This window comes from Chryseobacterium sp. ISL-6 (assembly GCF_018613715.1).
GTDB classification, from domain to species: Bacteria; Bacteroidota; Bacteroidia; order Flavobacteriales; family Weeksellaceae; genus Chryseobacterium; species Chryseobacterium paludis.
On sequence record NZ_JAGGPT010000003.1, the window covers coordinates 166,941 to 185,795 of the forward strand.

Here is an 18,855-nt window from a genome sequence, read left to right on the forward strand (position 1 = left end):
TTAAAAAATAGGAAATATGATTAATCATTTATAAGTAATCCTACTAAGTCCTGAATAATTTTCTGAGAAACAAAGTTCATAAAATCCAGTCTATCCAGATGTGGCATATATAATTTGAAACTCTCCTCTCTGTCATTGATCCTGATCGAATAATAAACAGTCCCTACTTCTTTTCCATCTTCCCCTTTGCCAGGTCCCGCAACTCCTGTTGTAGAAATTGAAATATGAGTACCAAATAATTGCTGACATCCTCTAGCCATTTCCTGAGCTACCCGCTCACTTACTACGGTAAACTCATTCACTGTCTCTTGGGCAACTTGTAAAATCTTAACTTTTTTTTCTGTCGCATAAGGAACGATTCCCCCTATAAAATAGTTTGAACTTCCAGAGTTTGAGGTAATCATTTTTGCAAGCTCACCACCTGTACAGCTTTCTGCAGTAGAAAGTGTCAATTTCTTTTCATTCAAAAGCTCACCTAAAATTTTCTCAATTTTATCTTCTGTTGTTGCTATAATGCTGTCGCCAATCAGAGGAAATAACTTTTGTATTTCTTCTTCCAATTGCTGGTTTAAAATACTTTCATCATCTCCTGATGCCGTCAGCCTCAATTTCACCCGGGTTCCAACAGGCAAATAAGACAGTGCTAAATTTTCAGGCAATGAAAGTTCCCAGTCCTCAATGATATCTGCCAGGATACTTTCGGCAATTCCAACTACGGAAACAATTCTGGTTGTAATATAATGTAAACTAAATGTATCTTTTAAATAAGGAACAATCTGATCTTTGATCAATGGTTTTACTTCATACGGAACACCAGGAAGGCTAAAACTTAGTTTATCATTATACCTCATCATCATGCATGGAGCGGTTCCATATTGATTTTGAAAAACTATGGATTTTGTAGGAACAAAGGCCTGTTCTCTATTTCTTTCCAGTATTTCAGATCGCCCCCTTTTTTCCATATAGTTTCTTAAATGTTCAAAAGTAGCTTCATCTAGAGCAATCTCGTCATTAAAAAACTCAGCAAGGGCTTTCTTAGTTTTATCGTCTCTTGTTGGCCCTAATCCACCCGTTGTAATAATCAAATCACCCATCTCAAAGGCCGTTTGCAAGGTCTTTTTGATGGTTTCAATTTCATCAGAGATTGTAAAGATCTGCGAAACTTTTATACCTATGTTTTTAAGTTCAGTAGCAATAAAGTTAGAATTGGTATCTATTGTATTCCCGGAAAGGATTTCGTCTCCAATAGTAATCAGAACAGCGTTTTCCATATTGTAATTTTTGAAAAAAATCTAGTACAAATGACGGAAAAATCTGCGGTTGAGGCAATATAAAATCATTTTTTCTATCTTTGATTTGAACTGTTTATAACTATAATAAAAAATAATGGCAAAATATGATGATGCCTTTTGGCATTATGGTGTGATTTCTCTACTGCTGTGATTAGCACAAAGTTTAGATTCCTGCGAAATGACAAGGTTATTAGTAGGATAAAGTAATCTAAAAGGAAATTTAAATAATTTAATCTTAATCATTATGTCTCACCCAGATCAGTTCTTCTGTATTATATCCTATTCTTTTTGCTTTTTCTAAAAAACGCAGTCTTATACTTTCAGGGATTTCAGTGGTACGGGACAATATCCAAAGATACTTTAAGCTGTTTCCGGCAACTAGGGCATACTGATAATTTTCATCGATATCAATCACATTATAACCTGCCCAGATTGGTTTAAAAAAAGAAACTTTTAAACGACCCTCTGTTTTATCTTTTACAAACTTTGCTTCACCTATAGATTCTTCCCATACTTTTTTTAGATAATTATACCCTTTATTATTGACACGAATGCTTCCATCAGAATTCTGAGAATAAGTTGCTGTTACATTATCCATTCCTTTCTCAAACTTATAATCGAATCTTGCGATTTCATACCATTTCCCCAAATATTTTTCGGCATCAAAATGAGTCACTGCAACAGCACCTTTCGGAAGCCTTACCGAATAGTGATTAAAAATTAACAACCCCAAGATGCCAACCGTGACGGGAATTCCAATTTTCTGAATATTTTTCATAATAATACAGTTATGTGGTGAGTATGAAAAAGTCCAAAAATAATGCCTTTGGGCTGTTAATAAACAATAATTCTAAGAGAAAACTTTTAGAAAAGCATCTTTAAAGGTACCTGAAACTTCAATTTCAGCTTCATCCAGTAATGTTACAGTTCCACTTTTATGATAGGATTTTACAAAACCAGTATTGATGATATGAGAACGATGAACCCTAACAAATGGTGCTTCCAACAGATCGTCGAAATGTTTCAAAAATCTGCAGACCATTTTTTTGGATCCGTCCATAAGATAAACCTGAGTAAAATTACCATCCGCTTGAAGTCTGACAATATCTTCTGTTTTTACGACATCAAATCCCTGCAAAGTTGGTAGAATAAGCTGTTGCTTTTCGGGTTTTAATTTTAAGTTTTCAAGTAGTATTTTATTCCGGTTCAGTTCTTCTTTTTTCTCAAGACTTTCTGCTACTTTATTCACAGCAAGAATGAGCTCCTGAATATCAATAGGTTTTAAAATATAGTAACTCGCTGATTTATTAAGTGCCTGTAATGAATATTGGGAAAAAGCAGTGATAAAGATCGTTTCATAGATATAGTCTTTTGTAGCCTCCAGAACATCGAAAGCGTTCCCATAGGGCATTTCTACATCCAGAAAAACAAGTTGAGGTTGCTTCTCTGCAATAAGGGGAACGGCATCTTTGATATTTTCGGCTTCTCCCAGGATCTCTACCTGAGGACAGTATTTTGTGAGATAATTCCTGAGAACCTCTCTCGCAATGACCTCATCGTCTATTATAACAGCTTTTATTTTCATTTAAACAATCCGGATGTATTTCCGTTTTATTGTAAAAATATGAATATTTCGCTTTTTATACAACTTAATGGCTCTGCGTCATTATTTACTGAACTCTCTTCCATTTCCAGGCATACCATACGATCAATAAAGTGATGATACTTTCTAAAATAGCCAAAAAAACATAAAACGTTTGCCAGGCTGAAAATGATGTTACTGCTATCAATAGCATGATTCCAGTAAAAAATATTCCGAAGATAATATTGAAAATTCTATTGATGGTGGCTTTTAATATTAAAGAAAGGAAGACCATTACTGCCGGAATTGATAATAACAGTGATGCTAAAAACAATTTAATGGGAGTATCCAGCAAATTCGTTCCATCAACAAGACCTTGTGCTTTGCCGGGAATATACAGTTCAAAATAATCACCATATAGATAGCATAATGTTACCGAAGTCCAAAGTCCAGCCAGTTTTATTTTAATATTTACCGGGATATCTTCTAGTTTTTGAGGGTCATTGGTTTTCATAGCAATAAATTATTGAGTTTAGTTTTTTTGAACCTTTAGGTTTACAACTTAAAGACAATAATATTTCACAAATAGTTACACGATAATAGAAAATGTTTGTCAATGGTTCTTTATAGCTTATACTGTATTTCCACTAGAACCCCTTGCTCATTCTTTTTATCTGTTACTTTACAATGGATCTCCTTTTTATATAAATCATTAAGCAGTCCAATCCTTTCAATGGTATTTTTCATTCCTCGTCCTTCTCTCGCTTTTTGATGTTGGGTTTTCAGTTTTTTACTTTCTTCAATTCCAATTCCATTGTCTTCAATAGTGATTTTTAAATGCTCATTACTTTTTTCAAAGTTCAATTTTAAAAATCCCTTTTCTTTCCGATATCGTAATCCGTGCCAGATCGCATTTTCTAAAAATGGCTGAACGAGCATTCCGGGAATCTGTAGGGTCTGTAAATTTAAATTCTCGTCAACAATAATTTCATAGTCAAACTTATCTGCAAAGCGTGTTTTTTCCAATGCCAGATAATTCTGTAACAGATCAAGCTCCTGCTGGAAGGGAATAAAATCTTCAGTCGAATTTTCCATGACTCCCCGCATCAGCTTTGAAAATTTGGTTAAATATTGATTGGCTTCCAATTCGTTATTTGTTGCGATGAATTGATTAACGCTATTTAAACTGTTAAAAATAAAATGAGGATTCATCTCACGGCGAAGAGACTGCAAAGCAATTTTTTTATTTTTAATCTGAACCTTTTTTAGGGTCCAGAAAATAAAACCAACCAATCCCAATAATAAGATCAACGCTCCGATCAAACCGTAGTTGAAGACATTTTTCTTTCTGATCAATTCATCTTTCAGTTCTCTTTCCTTTTCTAATTGTGAGATTCTTTGCTCGGTATCCTCCAGGATTTTGTTATCCACAAGGCTTCTGTCTTTTGAAACAAGATCAGGAAGCTTTCCCAGAAAATCCCTGTATAATTTTACCGAAGCGTCTGTATTTTCAGAAACACTGTATAGACTGTCTAATCTCTTTACACTTTTTTGAGCTTCTAAGGTATGTCCTTTCTCCAAGGCAATTCCATAAGCGTTTTTTAATGTTTCAATAGCACTTTTCGTATCGTTTTTCTTAATATAGATATCAGCTAGTTCCTGGATCTGTTCAACTTTTTTTTGAGAATCGTCTTTTACAAAATCTTCTTTAAGAACTTTTTTCTTGGCTTCAATCGCTTTATCAAAATCTTTATTATCAACATAAAAATTCGTCAGTTTTTGATTAATTTCTAAAGCCTGTTGTGGTTCCTGTTGCTTTTTAGAAAGCTTATAAGCACTTTTCAGATTTTCTTCAGCTTTAGGAATATCATTTTGCTGAATATTTACATCAGCCAACTGACTGTAACTTGCTGCCAAATCTCCTTTTTCATTTTCTTTTCTACTGAGATCAATATTACTCTGAATTGCTTCAGCTTTTGCCTCCTGGGAAGGCGAAGAAAGTCGAGTAACATCATTTGAGTTAACACTCCTGCTTTCTTTTGAGTAACTTATTTCCGCAGCCCGGCTATAATTGCTTATGGCAGGACTTATTTTATTTTGCTTCTCCTGGGATTGCGCTAGTTTTCGGGTTACAGATTCCAGATTCTTTTTATCGTTCAGGTTCTGATATACATTTCTGGCCTTTATCAGATACTCTTCGCTTTTGGCATAATTTCCTTGATTATAATAATCGTTGGCCATTCCAACATAAGTTTCAGCGACTGTTTTATTATCGTTATTGTCGACTGCTTTTTTTAATTTTGATGCTGATTTTAGAGCTTTGGAAATCCTTGTAGAATCCTGGGCGAAAGAAAAATTTCCTATCGCTAATGTGATGATTAATATTATTTTAAAAAGTAACTTCACTTGTTTCCAATCTATATTGCAAAGTAACTAAAACTTTACTTATACTATCTTATCCTTCACCAAGTCAAAACCATATTTCACCAAGTTTCAAAGAAATAGCAATCGATACAGCCGTTTTCATATATTTGTGAATTATAAATCATATAAACGAAATTCATGAAAACGTATTTTTATCTATTATGTATACTCTGTTTTCTGACCAGTAAGATTCATGCACAGACGTATATCCAGAATGTAACTGTTGTGGATGTTGTCAATAAAAAACTGGTTCCTAATCAAACCGTTGTCATTACTAAAAACCTCATTTCTGAAATAAAACCTATCAATAAAATAAAAGTTCCTCAGGGTGCAAATGTTATAGATGGAAAAGGAAAGTTTCTGATGCCCGGAATGACTGATGCCCACGTTCATTTTTTTCAAAGCGGAGGTTTATATACAAGACCGGATGCTTTAGATCTCAGAAAGCAGGTTTCTTATGAAAAAGAAATTGACTGGGTACATCATAATATGGAAGACTTTCTATTAAGATATCTTAAAAATGGGATCACTTCTGTAATAGATGCTGGAGCTTCTTACAATTTTCTGGGACTTCGGGATTCATTCTCAAAAAACACAACTTTACCTTCTGTTTATATGACAGGTCCACTTATTACAACATATGAACCTGAGGTATTTAAAAACCTTGATAAAAATGAACCCTTCAAATTGGTAGCTTCAGCTGAAGAAGCAAAAAAAATGGTTCTGGAGCAACTTCCCTATAAGCCGGATTTCATTAAAATATGGTATATCGTAATGGCCAATCCAAAAGAGATGGAAGCTGCTGCAAAAAAGTATGAACCTATTATAAAAACTATTATTGACGAGGCTCATAAAAATAATTTAAAAGTTGCGGTTCATGCTACTGAAAGAATAACTGCTCAAATTGCGGTACAGAATGGTGCAGACTTTTTGGTACACGATATAGAAGATGAAATTGTTCCTGATGATTTTGTAAAACTCTTAAAATCTAAAAAAGTTGTTTTAAGCCCCACTCTTACTGTGATGGATAATTACTATAAGACTTTCGCACAGAAAAAGAATTACAGTACTTATGAATTGGAAAATGCAAACCCACAAACAATAGGATCTATCTATGATCTTAAACATTTATCTGGTTCTTCAGACTCAATATTAGTCAGTGCAGTAAAAAAGCGTTTCAATCTTCCACAAATAGATATCTCTGCAGGAAAAAAAGACTCTATCAGGATGGTAAATTTAAAGAAGCTTTCAGACGGCGGTGTAACAATTGCTGCAGGTACTGATGCAGGAAATATAGCCACCCAACACGCGTCCTCTTTTATTATGGAACTCAAAGCAATGAAAGAAAGTGGAATGAACAACTGGCAGGTCCTTGAGTCGGCAACTATTAGTCCTGCCAAAATATTTAACAAAGAAAATGTTTCCGGAAGTATAACAAAAGGTAAAATTGCAGATATGGTACTTCTCAATTCAGATCCGACTGAAAGTTTAGATCATCTTACTCAAATAGAAATGGTGTTTAAAAACGGACAATCCATGTTACCGAGTAAGATCATAAAAGTAACTCCTGAAATTCTTGTACAGCAACAATTAAATGGCTACAATGCAAGAAATATCGATGCTTTTATGGATCCATATTCTGAAGATGTTGAACTTTATGTTTTCCCTGGTAAATTAATAAGCAAAGGGAAGGAAGCTATGAAGAAAAGCTACAGTGCCATGTTTGAGAAAATGCCTGATCTGCATTGTGAAATCAAAAGCAGAATCATTAATGGTAATTTCATTGTGGATAAAGAAAGTGTTTCAGGAATGCGAAAAAATGGAAAAGTGGAAGCGACTGCTATTTATGAGATAAAAGATAATAAAATTTCAAAGGTCTATTTCTTACCTTAATATAGCTTCAAATACTTACAAATAAAAGACAGTTCCTTCGGGCTGTCTTTTTTTTATACTTCACCAAGTGAAAACTCTATTTCACCAAGTCTCTCCATTTCCGGTTTTGAATCGGACTAATTTTACTTCAGAATTTAAAACAAAAAATTATGAAATTGAGACATTTTTTATTAATCGGATTCCTTACAGCAGGAAGTTTAATCAGCGCACAGGAAGTAAAGAAAAACGCAATTGAAGTAACAGGTGTTGCTGAAATGGAAGTAGAACCGGATGAAATTATTTTTAACATCGGAATAAAAGCTGACAATAAAAATGAACTGGCGGATAATGAAAAGAAATTATTCGAAACATTAAAAAGCAATGGAGTAAAAAATGAAGATATCACCTTCAAATCCATGTATCAGAATATATATTCAAAAACAGCCAAGTTTACCAAAAGCTTTCAGTTTAAAGTAAATGCAAAAACTAACCTAAGTAAAGTATTTGAGGGACTTAATCAAAAGTGGGTAAGCAACCTTAATATTTCGGAGGTAAAAAACACTAAGATTGCTGAATTCAGAAAAACAGTAAAAATAAATGCTCTAAAAGCAGCTAAAGAAAAAGCTGATTATCTATTGGAAAGTATGGGTAAAAAAACGGGTGCTCCTTTAGAAATTGTAGAAATAGAAGACTACACAAGTGATACCGTTCTTCCAATTGGAGCTTATGCAAGAAAATCCAACACTGTACAAATGGAAGCAGATGCAGGTGTAGATTATTCTTTCGACAATATCGAAAACATCAAATTGAAGTACAGTATCAAAACAAGATATGAAATACTTTAAAACGATATAAAGGCAGTTCATAAGAGCTGCCTTTTTTTCTAAAATAACTATTCACCAAGTCAAATCTCCTACTCACCAAGTCTTCAGATTTTCAGCCTGAGATTCAGATAATTTTACTTTAGAATTTTAAATAATATACTATGAAATACTTATTAATACTATTCACTCTTTCAGTTTCTTTATTCAAATCTCAAGAACTGAAAAAAGAAATAGATGTAAAGCAAGCTACCCTATTCTTGCAAGGCGCAAAAGTTTTTGGCAGCACAAATGTCTCTTTGCAGAAAGGAAAAAATACCGTACGAATTATCAATCTTCCAAATGATATCGACGAAAATACCTATAAAATTAACCTTGAAAAAAATACCACGCTCCTATCTATCACGCCACAAAATAATTATTTACAAAATGACGAAATGTCTGAAGGCGAGAAAAAACTGGAGAATGAAAGAAAAAAACTTCAACGACAGGTAAGTTTATTGAATATTCAAATTAAAAACCTTACGGGTGAGCAGAATATCATTAATGATAATCTTAAAGTTTCTACGAATGATAAATCTACTCCACAGGATCAGTTGATAAAATTAACAGAGTTTTATAGAAAAAGAATGCTTGAAATTGATAACCAGGTATTTTTACTGAATGAACAGAAAAGTGGATTTGATGAAAGTATAGCCAAGATCAATAAACAATTTACCGAAGAGCAGACTCACAAGAATAAAAACAAAAAAGAACTTCTCCTTGAAATTCTTGCTGATCATGAAATGAATGTAAATCTTGGTGTCAGCTATATTGTTTCTAATGCTGGCTGGATTCCATCTTATGATCTACGTGCTGAATCTACAAAAAAACCTCTTGAGATCGTTTATAAAGGAAAAATCTATCAGAAAACAGGTCAGGACTGGAATAATGTAAAATTATTTGTTTCAACCTACAGGCCCTCTTATAACCAAAACCGCCCTATTTTATCACCACTCTACGTAACCGAGTACACTCCTTATGATTCTCAAAAAGAACTTGCAGCCTATTCGATAAAAGCTAAAGCTGAATTGACGAATGCCTATCAAATGCGTGCAGAAGAGATTGCAGCACCCAGCCAAATCCCAGTAGCAACCGTTTCTGATAATCAGATGAATGTGATGTATGAATTAAAATTCAATCAGACCATTGTAAGTCAGGAAAAGGAACAGTATGTAATTCTGGATAAAAAAGAGGTCAATGCTACTTACAAGTACCACACCGTACCAAAGCTTAATAATCAGGTATTCCTGATGGCATTTGTGAAAAACTGGCAAAACCTCAACCTGATATCTGGTGAAGCCAATATCTACTTTGAAGATAACTATATCGGAAAAACCAATATTGCCAGTAACTATATCAAAGATGAGTTTCCAATATCTCTTGGTGTTGATGAAAGAATTACTGTAAAAAGAGTAAAACAGGAAGATAAAACTTCTCAAAAAACCCTGAGTTCAAATAAATGGGAAACAGAGTCTTATCAAATACATATCAGAAACAATACGAAAGAAAACATTGACCTGGAGATTCTTGACCAGCTTCCTATAAGTGAAAATTCCAAAGTATCAGTAAAAGCTTTAGAAATAGGCAATGGAGATTTTGACGGGAAAACGGGAACCATCCTTTGGAACAGAAAGATCACCAGCGGTGGCTCAGACACCATCAACTTTTCTTTTGAAGTGAAATATCCTAAAGACATGCAAATTCAATATTACAGCAGATAACCTTATTAAAAATATAAATAATGACAACTTTTAAAATTTTAACATTAGCAATAGGCGCTGCTTTTTTAAGCTCAAACAGCCTGACTGATATTCGTTGTGCAAGTAAAAAAAATACTGAAACAAATGAGAATATACCGACACGAAATGCTTCTTTAACTCCGGTAAATCATGCAGGCAAAGAAAATAAGATTCAGGTCGCTCTTTTATTGGACACTTCAAACAGTATGGATGGACTGATCGATCAGGCAAAATCCAGGTTGTGGAATATTGTTAATACATTAACGACATTGAAATACGATGGAAAAGCTCCCCAAATAGAGATCGCTCTTTATGAATATGGAAATGATGGAATCTCAGATGAAAATTTCATCAGACAGGTAACTCCATTAACACAAGATCTGGATTTGGTTTCAGAAAAATTATTTGCTTTAAGAACCAATGGTGGAAATGAATATTGTGGTGCTGTTATCCGCGATGCAACATTGAATCTGAACTGGGATAAAAATGACAAAAGCATGAAACTGATCTATATCGCGGGTAATGAACCTTTTGATCAGGGAAGAATTAATTATAAGGAAGTTATCTCCTCTGCGAAAGCTAAAAAAATATATACCAACACTATTTTCTGTGGGGATAGAAATGAGGGAATCCAATCCTTTTGGCAGAATGGAGCTGTTTCTGGCGATGGAAAATATTTCAATATCGATAGCGACCTAAAAGTAATTTATATTGAAACACCTTATGATATAAGAATTTCGGAATGCAATACAAAACTTAATGATACTTATATCTATTATGGAAGTCATGGATCTGAATATAAAAGTAAACAAATGATGCAGGATAAAAATGCCGAGGTTCAATCAGTTTCCAATGCTGTAGAAAGAACTGTTGCTAAAAGTAAGAAGAATGCTTATAAAAATGACCATTGGGATCTTGTGGATAAAGCTGAAAAAGATGTAAACTTTATCACAACGGTTAAAGAGAGTGAGCTTCCCACTGAATTAAAGGGTAAAAGTAAAGAAGAGGTAAAAAAAGTAGTGGGTCAAAAGTCAGCAGAAAGAGGAAAAATTCAACGAGAGATTGAAGAGCTATCTAAAAAAAGACAAGATTATATTGATAAAGAAATGAAAAAACGTGGCAATGCAGATTCTGATGATCTTGGAAAAGCGATTGAAAAATCTATTTTAGAATTGGCTAAGAAAAATGGATATAGTTCATAACATAAAAATTTTCACATCCTTTTCATAGTTTTAAAACTGGTGGCTGAGGTTCCCAAAGCCACCGTTTTTTTTATCGTCCAAATTTAAAATATCTCGATAAGGGATGTTTTTTATTTTTCATAAACTTAGAGCTCATTTCCATTCCCGTCACAGAAAAAGTAATCCCATTTCCACCAAAACCAAGTACAAAATAAGAGTTTTTAAAGTTTTTATGCTCCCCGATATAAGGTAATCCATCTTTTGTTTCACCAAAAGTACCAGCCCAGACAAAGTCGGTATAAAAATGATAATCGGGTTTAATTTTTTTTAAGGTCTTTATAATTTCCTTTTCTTTTTTATTGAGCAAAGCATCACGCTTTCCGGCATCATAGAAATCCTCATCTCCACCTCCGATCAATAATCGGCCATCATCTGTAGTTCTCATGTACATATATGGTTCATCGGTATTCCAAACAAGCGTATTTGTTATATTCTTAAATTTGTCATGATCAATTTCAGAAACGATAGCATAGGTACTTTTTAGATCTACAAAATTCTCTTTAAGTAAATTTTTACTCTCATACCCTATGCAATAGATGATCTTTTTAGCTTTAATTTGAGGACCGTTAGTTGTTGTGACTAAATTATATCCTTTATAATATTTTACAGATTTCATTTCTGTTTTATCAAATATAGCAAGCCCCTTTTTTCTATTGAATTCCAATAATTCGTGAGCAAATTTAAAAGCATCGATACTGGCTCCCTGTTTGGATACAATCCCGCCATAGGTATTTTGAAACCCAAATTCCTTCTGAATTTCTTCAGCTTCCAACCATTTTACTTCAAATCCATATTTTTTTCTGGCTTCAAATTCTTTTTTTAACCAGGATACATCTTTCTTTTTCGAAGCAAAATACAGAGACCTTTTTCTCTTAAACCCAGCTTCTGTTTTTATTTCTTTAGTTAGTTTTTCTATAGTGTCAATTGAACCTGAACAAGCCTTGTAACTTTCAACAGCACCTTTTTCTCCTATCAGATTTATAAGTTCATAAAGTGGAACATCAATTTCGTATTGCAACATGGATGTGGTTGCTGAGGTACTTCCATTACAGATTTCCCGCTTATCTATAAGAATTGTCTGATATCCATCTTGTCGCATTTGATGAGCAATTAAACTCCCTGTTATTCCACCTCCTATTACCAGTACATCACATTCTTCATCTGATTTTAATGACGGATAAGAAGCTATCAACCCGTTTTTTACCAACCAAAATGGTTCATTAGACTTTAGATCCATATTAATATTTTACAATAAATGTAATGATTTTTATGAGTTTTTAACGCTTTCCCCTGTATTAATGGTGTAATTATTGTTGGTTGAGATAGAATCAAACCACACTAAATATTAATATTATGATAACTATCATTCCAGAAGCACCGGAAAATGTTGCAGCATTTAATGCAACAGGAGAAGTAACGAGAGAAGATTTTGAAAACCTTGTTATTCCTCATGTAAAAAAGAAAGTAGATCAATTTGATGAGCTCAATTATTTATTGTATTTAGATACCGATCTGGATAATTTCACTATGGGCGCATGGTTACAAGATGCTCTGTTAGGATTAAAAAATCTGGCCAACTGGAATCGAACTGCTATTGTCACTGATAATGCGGGAGTTCAAAATTTTACAGACATTTTCAGTGTTCTATTGCCCGGTGAATTCAAGTCATTCCCTAAAGAAAATTTATACAATGCCCTTTACTGGTGTAAGAACGGTAATGAAGTTGAGGCATAAAAGGGATAAAAAAAGAGGCAGTTAGCCTCTTTTTTATTGATAATATGAAATAGATTAAACTAAAGCCTCCTCTTTCAGAAGTTTTGAAGCTCTGTATAAATACATATATCTAATACTAATTAATAGCCCTATAAATGTCATTCCTACTCCAACGAGAGAAGGATATTTAAATGAAAAACCATGTTCTAAAGGAATTCCGCCTAAGAATGCTCCCATTGCATTAGCTATATTAAATGCAGCCTGCATAAAAGCAGCAGCCATCATTTCGCTTCTCGGAGCCGCTTTCATCATCATTATATTAATTGGTGCAGCCACAGACATCGATAATGCTCCACATATGAATGTCAATACTAAAGCGATTGTTCTGTTTTCAGAAAAGAAAAATATCCCAGCTAAAGAGGTCATCATAAGAAATAATAAAAGTGAACACGTCTTTTCAGGACCTAATTTATCTGATAAAAAGCCTCCAGCCAAATTTCCCACTACCATTCCTGCTCCAGCAAGAACCATTACATAAGCCATTTGACTGCTTTTAATTCCAGCAATGATCGTCATTAGTGGAGTTATATAACTGAACCATGTAAAAAGTCCACCAAATCCGATTGCTGTAATCAAAAGTACTAGCCAGGATTGTTTATGTTTAAGAAATTTTAATTCTTCCAGAAAGTGGGTATCTTGTTTGGTTTCCATAGCAGGCAGCCAGAATTTTAAAAACAATAAGGCAAACAATCCGATTACAGCTACAATGACGAAATACCATTTCCAATGAAATGTATGCCCAATATAGGTAACCAAAGGAACCATAGCCAGGTTTGCTACAGTGAGACCTGTAAACATTAACGAGATATAGAAAGCTTCTTTTCCTTTTCCTGCCAGCCTTGAGGCTACTACCGTTCCTACACCGAAGAACGCTCCGTGCGGCAAACCAGACAGGAACCTGATGATCAACATTGATGTATAATCTGGGGCTATCGCTGATAAACCATTAAACAATGTAAAAATCATCATTAAGACAATCAGTACTTTCTTAGGTGGAAATTTCACTGAATAACCGATCAATATCGGAGCACCAATAACCACTCCTAGTGCATAAGCCGAAATTAAATGTCCGGCTTCCGGAATACTTACATGAAGTGTCTTGGCAATATCAGGTAATAAACCCATAATGGTAAACTCTGTAGTTCCAATCCCCAAACCACCAATTGCAAGTGGTATTATCCTCTTATCTATCATTCCCATATCATTAAAAAAAATCTTTGGATTGCTGCTTTTCTAAACACCGTCTACAACCCTTTGTTTTTGAAAGTGCAAAAATCGGCAGAAATATTTATTTCCACTTCTACTCAAATGATAAAAATTTGCTCTATATTAACCTTTTTACTTAATTTTGAATTAAGAAATAATCAAGATAGAACCAATGAAAATCCAAAAGGAAATTATTGAATTTGAAAAAGGAAAATCATTTAAACTTTTTGCCCCTTCCTTAAAAAATTGTTTTTTCTGGCATTATCACCCTGAAATCGAACTGGTTTATGTTGAAGCTATTAATGGTATTCGTCATGTAGGAAAAGATATTTCTGATTTTACAGACAGTGATTTGCTTTTAATTGGTTCTAATGTTCCGCATCTTAATTTTGACTATAGAATTCAAACGGAATGCAAACAATTGGTTCTTCAGATGAGAGAAAATTTCCTTCAGGATATTATCATTCCAGTTCCGGAATTTGAAAATATAAAACATCTCCTGGAGCGTTCTTATTTAGGGCTTTCTTTTTCTGGAGAAGCTAAAAGACAGGTAGTAGAAAAAATGCACATCATCAAAGACTCCGACTCTTTTGATTCTTTAATAGGTTTAATAGAGATTCTACAGATCTTAGCTAATTCAAAAGAAGTAAAAGAATTAAACAGGGATGACACCCGGATCAAATGGTTCCTGAATGATAAAATAAGAATGGGAACGATCTACGATTACATTCACGAGAACTACGACAAAAAAACGAACGTTAATCAGATTGCTGAGATCGTAAGTCTAAGTACTCCTGCTTTTTGCCGATATTTTAAAAAGCAAACGAATATGACCTTTACTGATTTCGTAAATAACTACAGGATTAATCAGGCCAAAATATTTTTACTGAAAGATTCATCCATAACAGAAGTTTGTTTTCAGGTAGGTTTTGAGAGTCTTTCCTACTTTAATAAATTATTCAAACAGCACGTTGGAGAAACACCATCAGAGTTTAGGAAAAGGCATTTGGATAAGGTTGAAAGTTGAGCTACGAAGTATCAAGTGTAATCTTTCACTTCCATGTTGTTACTGATTTAATTAAACTTTCAAATAAAAAAATCGCTCCAGTTTTGGAGCGATTATATTTTTTAATGAATATGTTTTTCAGCGTGGTAAGAACTTCTTACAAGAGGTGAACTTTCAACATGTCTGAAACCTAAACTTCTTGCAAAGTCTCCAAATTCATCGAACTCTTCAGGTGTAATGAATTTTTTCACAGGCAAATGTTTTTTAGTAGGCTGTAAATATTGTCCCATGGTGATGATATCAACATTTGCATTCCTGATGTCTTCGATTGTTTGAAAAACTTCGTCTTTTTCCTCTCCCAGCCCTAGCATAAGACCTGTTTTTGTTCTTCTTTGACCTGCTTCTTTCAGATATCTTAATACTTCAAGACTTCTTTCATATTTAGCCTGAATTCTCACTTCTCTTGTTAAACGTTTTACCGTTTCCATGTTATGGGAGATCACTTCAGGAGCTACATCTACCATTCTGTCAAGGTGTTTTGTCAGACCTTGAAAGTCCGGTATAAGAGTTTCCATTGTAGTACCTGGAGAAATTCTTCTTACAGCATTTACAGTTTCACCCCAAAGAATAGAACCCATATCTTTCAGATCATCACGATCTACAGAAGTAAGTACAGCATGTTTGATCTTCATTAATTTGATAGAACGTGCTACTTTTTCAGGTTCATCCCAGTTTACATCCATGGGTTTTCCGGTTTTAACTCCACAAAATCCACAGCTTCTTGTACAGATGTTTCCTAATATCATGAAAGTTGCAGTTCCTTCACCCCAACATTCACCCATATTCGGGCAGCTTCCACTCTGGCAAATTGTATTTAATTTATATTTATCAACCAAGCTTCTAAGTTCTCTGTAATTCTTTCCGGTAGGAAGTTTTACACGAATCCACTTTGGTTTTTGAACGGTAGTGTCTTGAACTAAATTTTCCATTTCTAAAATTGAAGTTCAAAGTTAAGGAATTTTTAATGGAAACCATCTAACAGAGAAATTGATGGAACATATAATTAAAAATATAATTGTAAATTGAACCCACAAAATCCCCTGTATGAAAACGATATTTTGCCTATTATCACTGCTTTTCAGCACGATCTCTTTTGCACAAAAAGAATTTCAACCGAAAGATTCTGAAATGATTGAAACAGTAGATGGAGATCTTGATGGAGATAAAATTCCTGAAAAAGTAATTGTATATAATACAAAGGACACGACGGATATGGGTAATGTACGTGAAATTCAAATCTTGAAAAAGACTAATGGAAAGTGGGCTGTCCTGGAAAAGTCAAAAAACGCCTTACTGGAAAGTAAACATGGCGGAATGGATGGTGATCCTTATCAGGGTACCATCATAAAAAATGGTATTTTAGAAATTACTCAAGCTGGCGGAAGCAGCTGGAAATGGGGATATACGGATAAATACAGGTTTCAGAATGGCCATTTTGAATTGATAGGTCATTCGCTAAGCTATGGAAGACCGGGAGATTATTGGGCTGATATGGATTATAATCTTTCTACGGGAAAACTTATGTATTCTAAAGAAGTAGAAGATACGACCAATCCTGAAAATGGAAAGTCCGAAAAAGAAACCGTTATTAAAAAGGATTGGAAGATTAATTTACAAAATAGAAACACAAATAGAGAAACGAAAGAAAGAAGCTTTATATTTCCAAAAACAAAAGCTGAGTTTCATTTGTAATTAATCCTCATCAAACTCATTATTTTTCAGAAGCTCAGCTAATACTTTTTTAGCACGCATTACTCTTACTTTGGTATTCGCAATAGAAATACCTAATTCTTCTGCAATTTCTTTGATGCTTTTTTCTTCAAAGAATCTTAATTTTATAATATCCTGATAATTGGCGTCTAAAGATTCTATTGTTTTAATGATTTTCTTTTGTTCTTCTTTGGAAATCATTAATTCTTCGGGTGATTTTGCAAATTGATTTTTTACCTCGTCAAGATTTTCAGTAGGATCCTGATTTTCTCGACTTCTTTTTCTCCAGAAATCAATAACCGTATTCTGAGCAATTGTTAATATCCAGGTTTTAAATTGAAAATGAGGATCGTACATATCCAATTTTGACAATACTTTAGAGAAAACATTTACTGTGATCTCATCCGTGTCATTTTCATCCCGTACTTTTTTCATTACAAAAGAAAAAACATCAACCCAAAAAACATTAATGAGTTTTGTCTGGGCTTTCTGATCTTTTTCTTTTGCCTTTTGAATAAGTAAAAATAACTGTTCGTCGTTCATTATTAACAAATATAATTTATTTTAAGTAAAATCGCAAAAACACTAAATAGCGTGATTGTTAAATTACAAAAAACCAAAATCTGATCATTGTGAAATCGTAAGTTTGAATTTCTTTTTCAAACTTTTACTATTTTACCCCTTTACAAATTAACATTTCTTAACCTTGAATTCCTTATCTTTGCACGGTTAAATTTTAAAGAAAATTATAATATGAATTCCTTTATTGAAGAATTAAAATGGCGTGGTCTTTTTGCTGATATGATGCCAGGAACCGATGAACAACTGAATAAAGAGGTAACTACGGCATATATTGGTTTTGATCCAACGGCTGATTCTTTACATATTGGAAGTCTTATTCAGATCAAAATTCTGGCTCATTTTCAGCAGCACGGCCATAAGCCAATTGCTCTGGTTGGTGGTGCTACAGGCATGATCGGTGATCCATCAGGAAAATCATCTGAAAGAAATCTTTTGGATGAAGAAACCCTTCTTCACTATGTTGATTGTTTAAAAAATCAGCTTTCAAAGTTTTTAGATTTTGACGGAGACGGAGCTAATAAAGCAGAATTGGTCAACAATTATGATTGGATGAAAAACATCTCGTTTTTAGATTTTGCTAAGAACGTTGGTAAGAATATTACCGTTAATTATATGATGGCAAAGGATTCTGTAAAGAAAAGATTTTCTGGAGAAGCAGGAGCTGACGGAATGAGTTTCACAGAATTCACTTACCAGCTTATTCAAGGATACGATTTCCTTCATTTATACCAAAATAACAACGTAAAGCTACAAATGGGAGGTTCTGACCAGTGGGGAAATATCACTACAGGAACAGAATTGATCCGCAGAAAAGCTCAGGGTGAGGCTTTTGCCCTAACAGTTCCTTTGATCACAAAAGCGGACGGTTCCAAATTTGGAAAATCTGAAAGTGGTGAAAATTACTGGTTAGATAAAAAGAAAACATCACCATATAAATTCTACCAGTTTTGGCTGAATGCTACAGATGCAGATGCTGAAAGGTTTATTAAATTTTACACATTCCTAAGCAAAGAGGAAATCGATGGTTTAATTGAAGAACACAAAACAGCTCCACATGAGAGAAAACTGCAAAAGAAATTAGCCGAAGAGGTTACGGTTTGGGTACATGGAAGAGAAGAATATGAAAAATCTGTAAAAGCTTCTGAAATTCTTTTTGGACGTTCTACTGCCGAAGATTTGATAAGCCTTGACGAAGAAATATTTCTTGAGGTTTTCGATGGAGTTCCACAAAAAGAAGTGGCAAAAGATGATGTCTTAGGAATAAATATTGTTGATCTGCTTTCTGAAAAATCAGGATTTTTAAAATCTAAAAGTGAAGCTCAGAGAGAAATCAAAGGCAATGCGATTTCAATCAATAAGGAAAAAGTAAATGATACTTTTACGGCTAATGAAAGTGATCTTATTGATGGTAAGTTTCTTTTATTACAAAAAGGAAAGAAAAGCTACTTTATTGTAAAAGTAATTTAATAAAAAAAGCAACTGTTATAAAACAGTTGCTTTTTTAT

At 33.7% G+C, this 18,855-nt stretch carries 17 protein-coding genes; 8 read left to right on the forward strand and 9 right to left on the reverse strand.

Features of this window, described 5'->3' with window-relative positions; genetic code table 11:
- Nucleotides 1–20 precede the first annotated feature (20 nt).
- The 5 genes from J7E44_RS06950 to J7E44_RS06970 all read right to left on the reverse strand — a co-directional run bounded on the left by J7E44_RS06950 (nucleotide 21) and on the right by J7E44_RS06970 (nucleotide 5,280).
- The gene (locus J7E44_RS06950; protein ID WP_214827054.1) at nucleotides 21–1,271 is read right to left on the reverse strand and encodes a CinA family nicotinamide mononucleotide deamidase-related protein; all 1,251 of its coding nucleotides are present in this window, start codon (nucleotides 1,269–1,271) and stop codon (nucleotides 21–23) included.
- 256 nt (nucleotides 1,272–1,527) lie between these two features.
- Nucleotides 1,528–2,070 carry a lipocalin family protein gene (locus J7E44_RS06955; protein ID WP_214827056.1) on the reverse strand — a complete coding sequence of 181 codons (543 nt, stop codon included), beginning with the start codon at nucleotides 2,068–2,070 and terminating at the stop codon, nucleotides 1,528–1,530.
- A gap of 72 nt (nucleotides 2,071–2,142) precedes the next feature.
- Complete coding sequence (locus J7E44_RS06960; protein ID WP_214827058.1) at nucleotides 2,143–2,877, reverse strand: LytR/AlgR family response regulator transcription factor; 735 nt, start codon at nucleotides 2,875–2,877, stop codon at nucleotides 2,143–2,145.
- Nucleotides 2,878–2,962: 85 nt separating this feature from the next.
- Entirely contained in the window at nucleotides 2,963–3,388 is a 426-nt protein-coding gene (locus tag J7E44_RS06965) for a DUF6326 family protein (protein WP_214827060.1), read from the reverse strand.
- Between the two features lie 110 nt (nucleotides 3,389–3,498).
- Nucleotides 3,499–5,280 (reverse strand): tetratricopeptide repeat-containing sensor histidine kinase, encoded by a 1,782-nt coding sequence (locus J7E44_RS06970; RefSeq protein ID WP_353050453.1) that lies wholly within the window; start codon nucleotides 5,278–5,280, stop codon nucleotides 3,499–3,501.
- 156 nt (nucleotides 5,281–5,436) lie between these two features.
- On the opposite strand from J7E44_RS06970, the gene J7E44_RS06975 reads away from it, so the two are divergent.
- The 4 genes from J7E44_RS06975 to J7E44_RS06990 all read left to right on the forward strand — a co-directional run bounded on the left by J7E44_RS06975 (nucleotide 5,437) and on the right by J7E44_RS06990 (nucleotide 10,974).
- Nucleotides 5,437–7,191, forward strand: a complete 1,755-nt coding sequence (locus J7E44_RS06975) for an amidohydrolase family protein (RefSeq protein WP_214827062.1) — start codon at nucleotides 5,437–5,439, stop codon at nucleotides 7,189–7,191.
- 149 nt (nucleotides 7,192–7,340) lie between these two features.
- Nucleotides 7,341–8,015 (forward strand): SIMPL domain-containing protein, encoded by a 675-nt coding sequence (locus tag J7E44_RS06980; protein WP_214827065.1) that lies wholly within the window; start codon nucleotides 7,341–7,343, stop codon nucleotides 8,013–8,015.
- 140 nt (nucleotides 8,016–8,155) lie between these two features.
- Nucleotides 8,156–9,754: a DUF4139 domain-containing protein gene (locus J7E44_RS06985; protein ID WP_214827067.1), complete on the forward strand. Its 1,599-nt coding sequence runs from the start codon at nucleotides 8,156–8,158 to the stop codon at nucleotides 9,752–9,754.
- Nucleotides 9,755–9,774: 20 nt separating this feature from the next.
- A complete protein-coding gene (locus J7E44_RS06990; protein ID WP_214827073.1) occupies nucleotides 9,775–10,974 on the forward strand; it encodes a vWA domain-containing protein in 1,200 nt (399 codons plus the stop codon).
- A 70-nt stretch (nucleotides 10,975–11,044) separates the two neighbouring features.
- Here J7E44_RS06990 and J7E44_RS06995 read toward each other — a convergent pair whose 3' ends face one another.
- On the reverse strand, nucleotides 11,045–12,250 hold the full coding sequence (locus tag J7E44_RS06995; RefSeq protein ID WP_214827076.1) for an NAD(P)/FAD-dependent oxidoreductase: 1,206 nt from the start codon (nucleotides 12,248–12,250) through the stop codon (nucleotides 11,045–11,047).
- Nucleotides 12,251–12,366: 116 nt separating this feature from the next.
- Between J7E44_RS06995 and J7E44_RS07000 the strand changes: the two genes are divergently transcribed.
- On the forward strand, nucleotides 12,367–12,747 hold the full coding sequence (locus J7E44_RS07000; RefSeq protein WP_214827078.1) for a SpoIIAA family protein: 381 nt from the start codon (nucleotides 12,367–12,369) through the stop codon (nucleotides 12,745–12,747).
- Nucleotides 12,748–12,801: 54 nt separating this feature from the next.
- Here the strand turns inward: J7E44_RS07000 and J7E44_RS07005 are convergent, their stop codons facing one another.
- The gene (locus J7E44_RS07005) at nucleotides 12,802–13,980 is read right to left on the reverse strand and encodes an MFS transporter (RefSeq protein ID WP_502757490.1); all 1,179 of its coding nucleotides are present in this window, start codon (nucleotides 13,978–13,980) and stop codon (nucleotides 12,802–12,804) included.
- Nucleotides 13,981–14,164: 184 nt separating this feature from the next.
- Between J7E44_RS07005 and J7E44_RS07010 the strand changes: the two genes are divergently transcribed.
- Entirely contained in the window at nucleotides 14,165–15,019 is an 855-nt protein-coding gene (locus tag J7E44_RS07010) for an AraC family transcriptional regulator (protein WP_214827085.1), read from the forward strand.
- A 101-nt stretch (nucleotides 15,020–15,120) separates the two neighbouring features.
- On the opposite strand, the gene lipA is transcribed toward J7E44_RS07010, so the two are convergent.
- A complete protein-coding gene (gene lipA / locus J7E44_RS07015; RefSeq protein WP_214827088.1) occupies nucleotides 15,121–15,987 on the reverse strand; it encodes a lipoyl synthase in 867 nt (288 codons plus the stop codon).
- A gap of 115 nt (nucleotides 15,988–16,102) precedes the next feature.
- Between lipA and J7E44_RS07020 the strand changes: the two genes are divergently transcribed.
- Nucleotides 16,103–16,750 carry a hypothetical protein gene (locus J7E44_RS07020; RefSeq protein ID WP_214827091.1) on the forward strand — a complete coding sequence of 216 codons (648 nt, stop codon included), beginning with the start codon at nucleotides 16,103–16,105 and terminating at the stop codon, nucleotides 16,748–16,750.
- On the opposite strand, the gene J7E44_RS07025 is transcribed toward J7E44_RS07020, so the two are convergent.
- Nucleotides 16,751–17,311, reverse strand: a complete 561-nt coding sequence (locus J7E44_RS07025) for an RNA polymerase sigma factor (RefSeq protein WP_214827094.1) — start codon at nucleotides 17,309–17,311, stop codon at nucleotides 16,751–16,753.
- Between the two features lie 210 nt (nucleotides 17,312–17,521).
- On the opposite strand from J7E44_RS07025, the gene tyrS reads away from it, so the two are divergent.
- On the forward strand, nucleotides 17,522–18,817 hold the full coding sequence (gene tyrS, locus J7E44_RS07030) for a tyrosine--tRNA ligase (RefSeq protein ID WP_214827098.1): 1,296 nt from the start codon (nucleotides 17,522–17,524) through the stop codon (nucleotides 18,815–18,817).
- Nucleotides 18,818–18,855 lie beyond the last annotated feature (38 nt).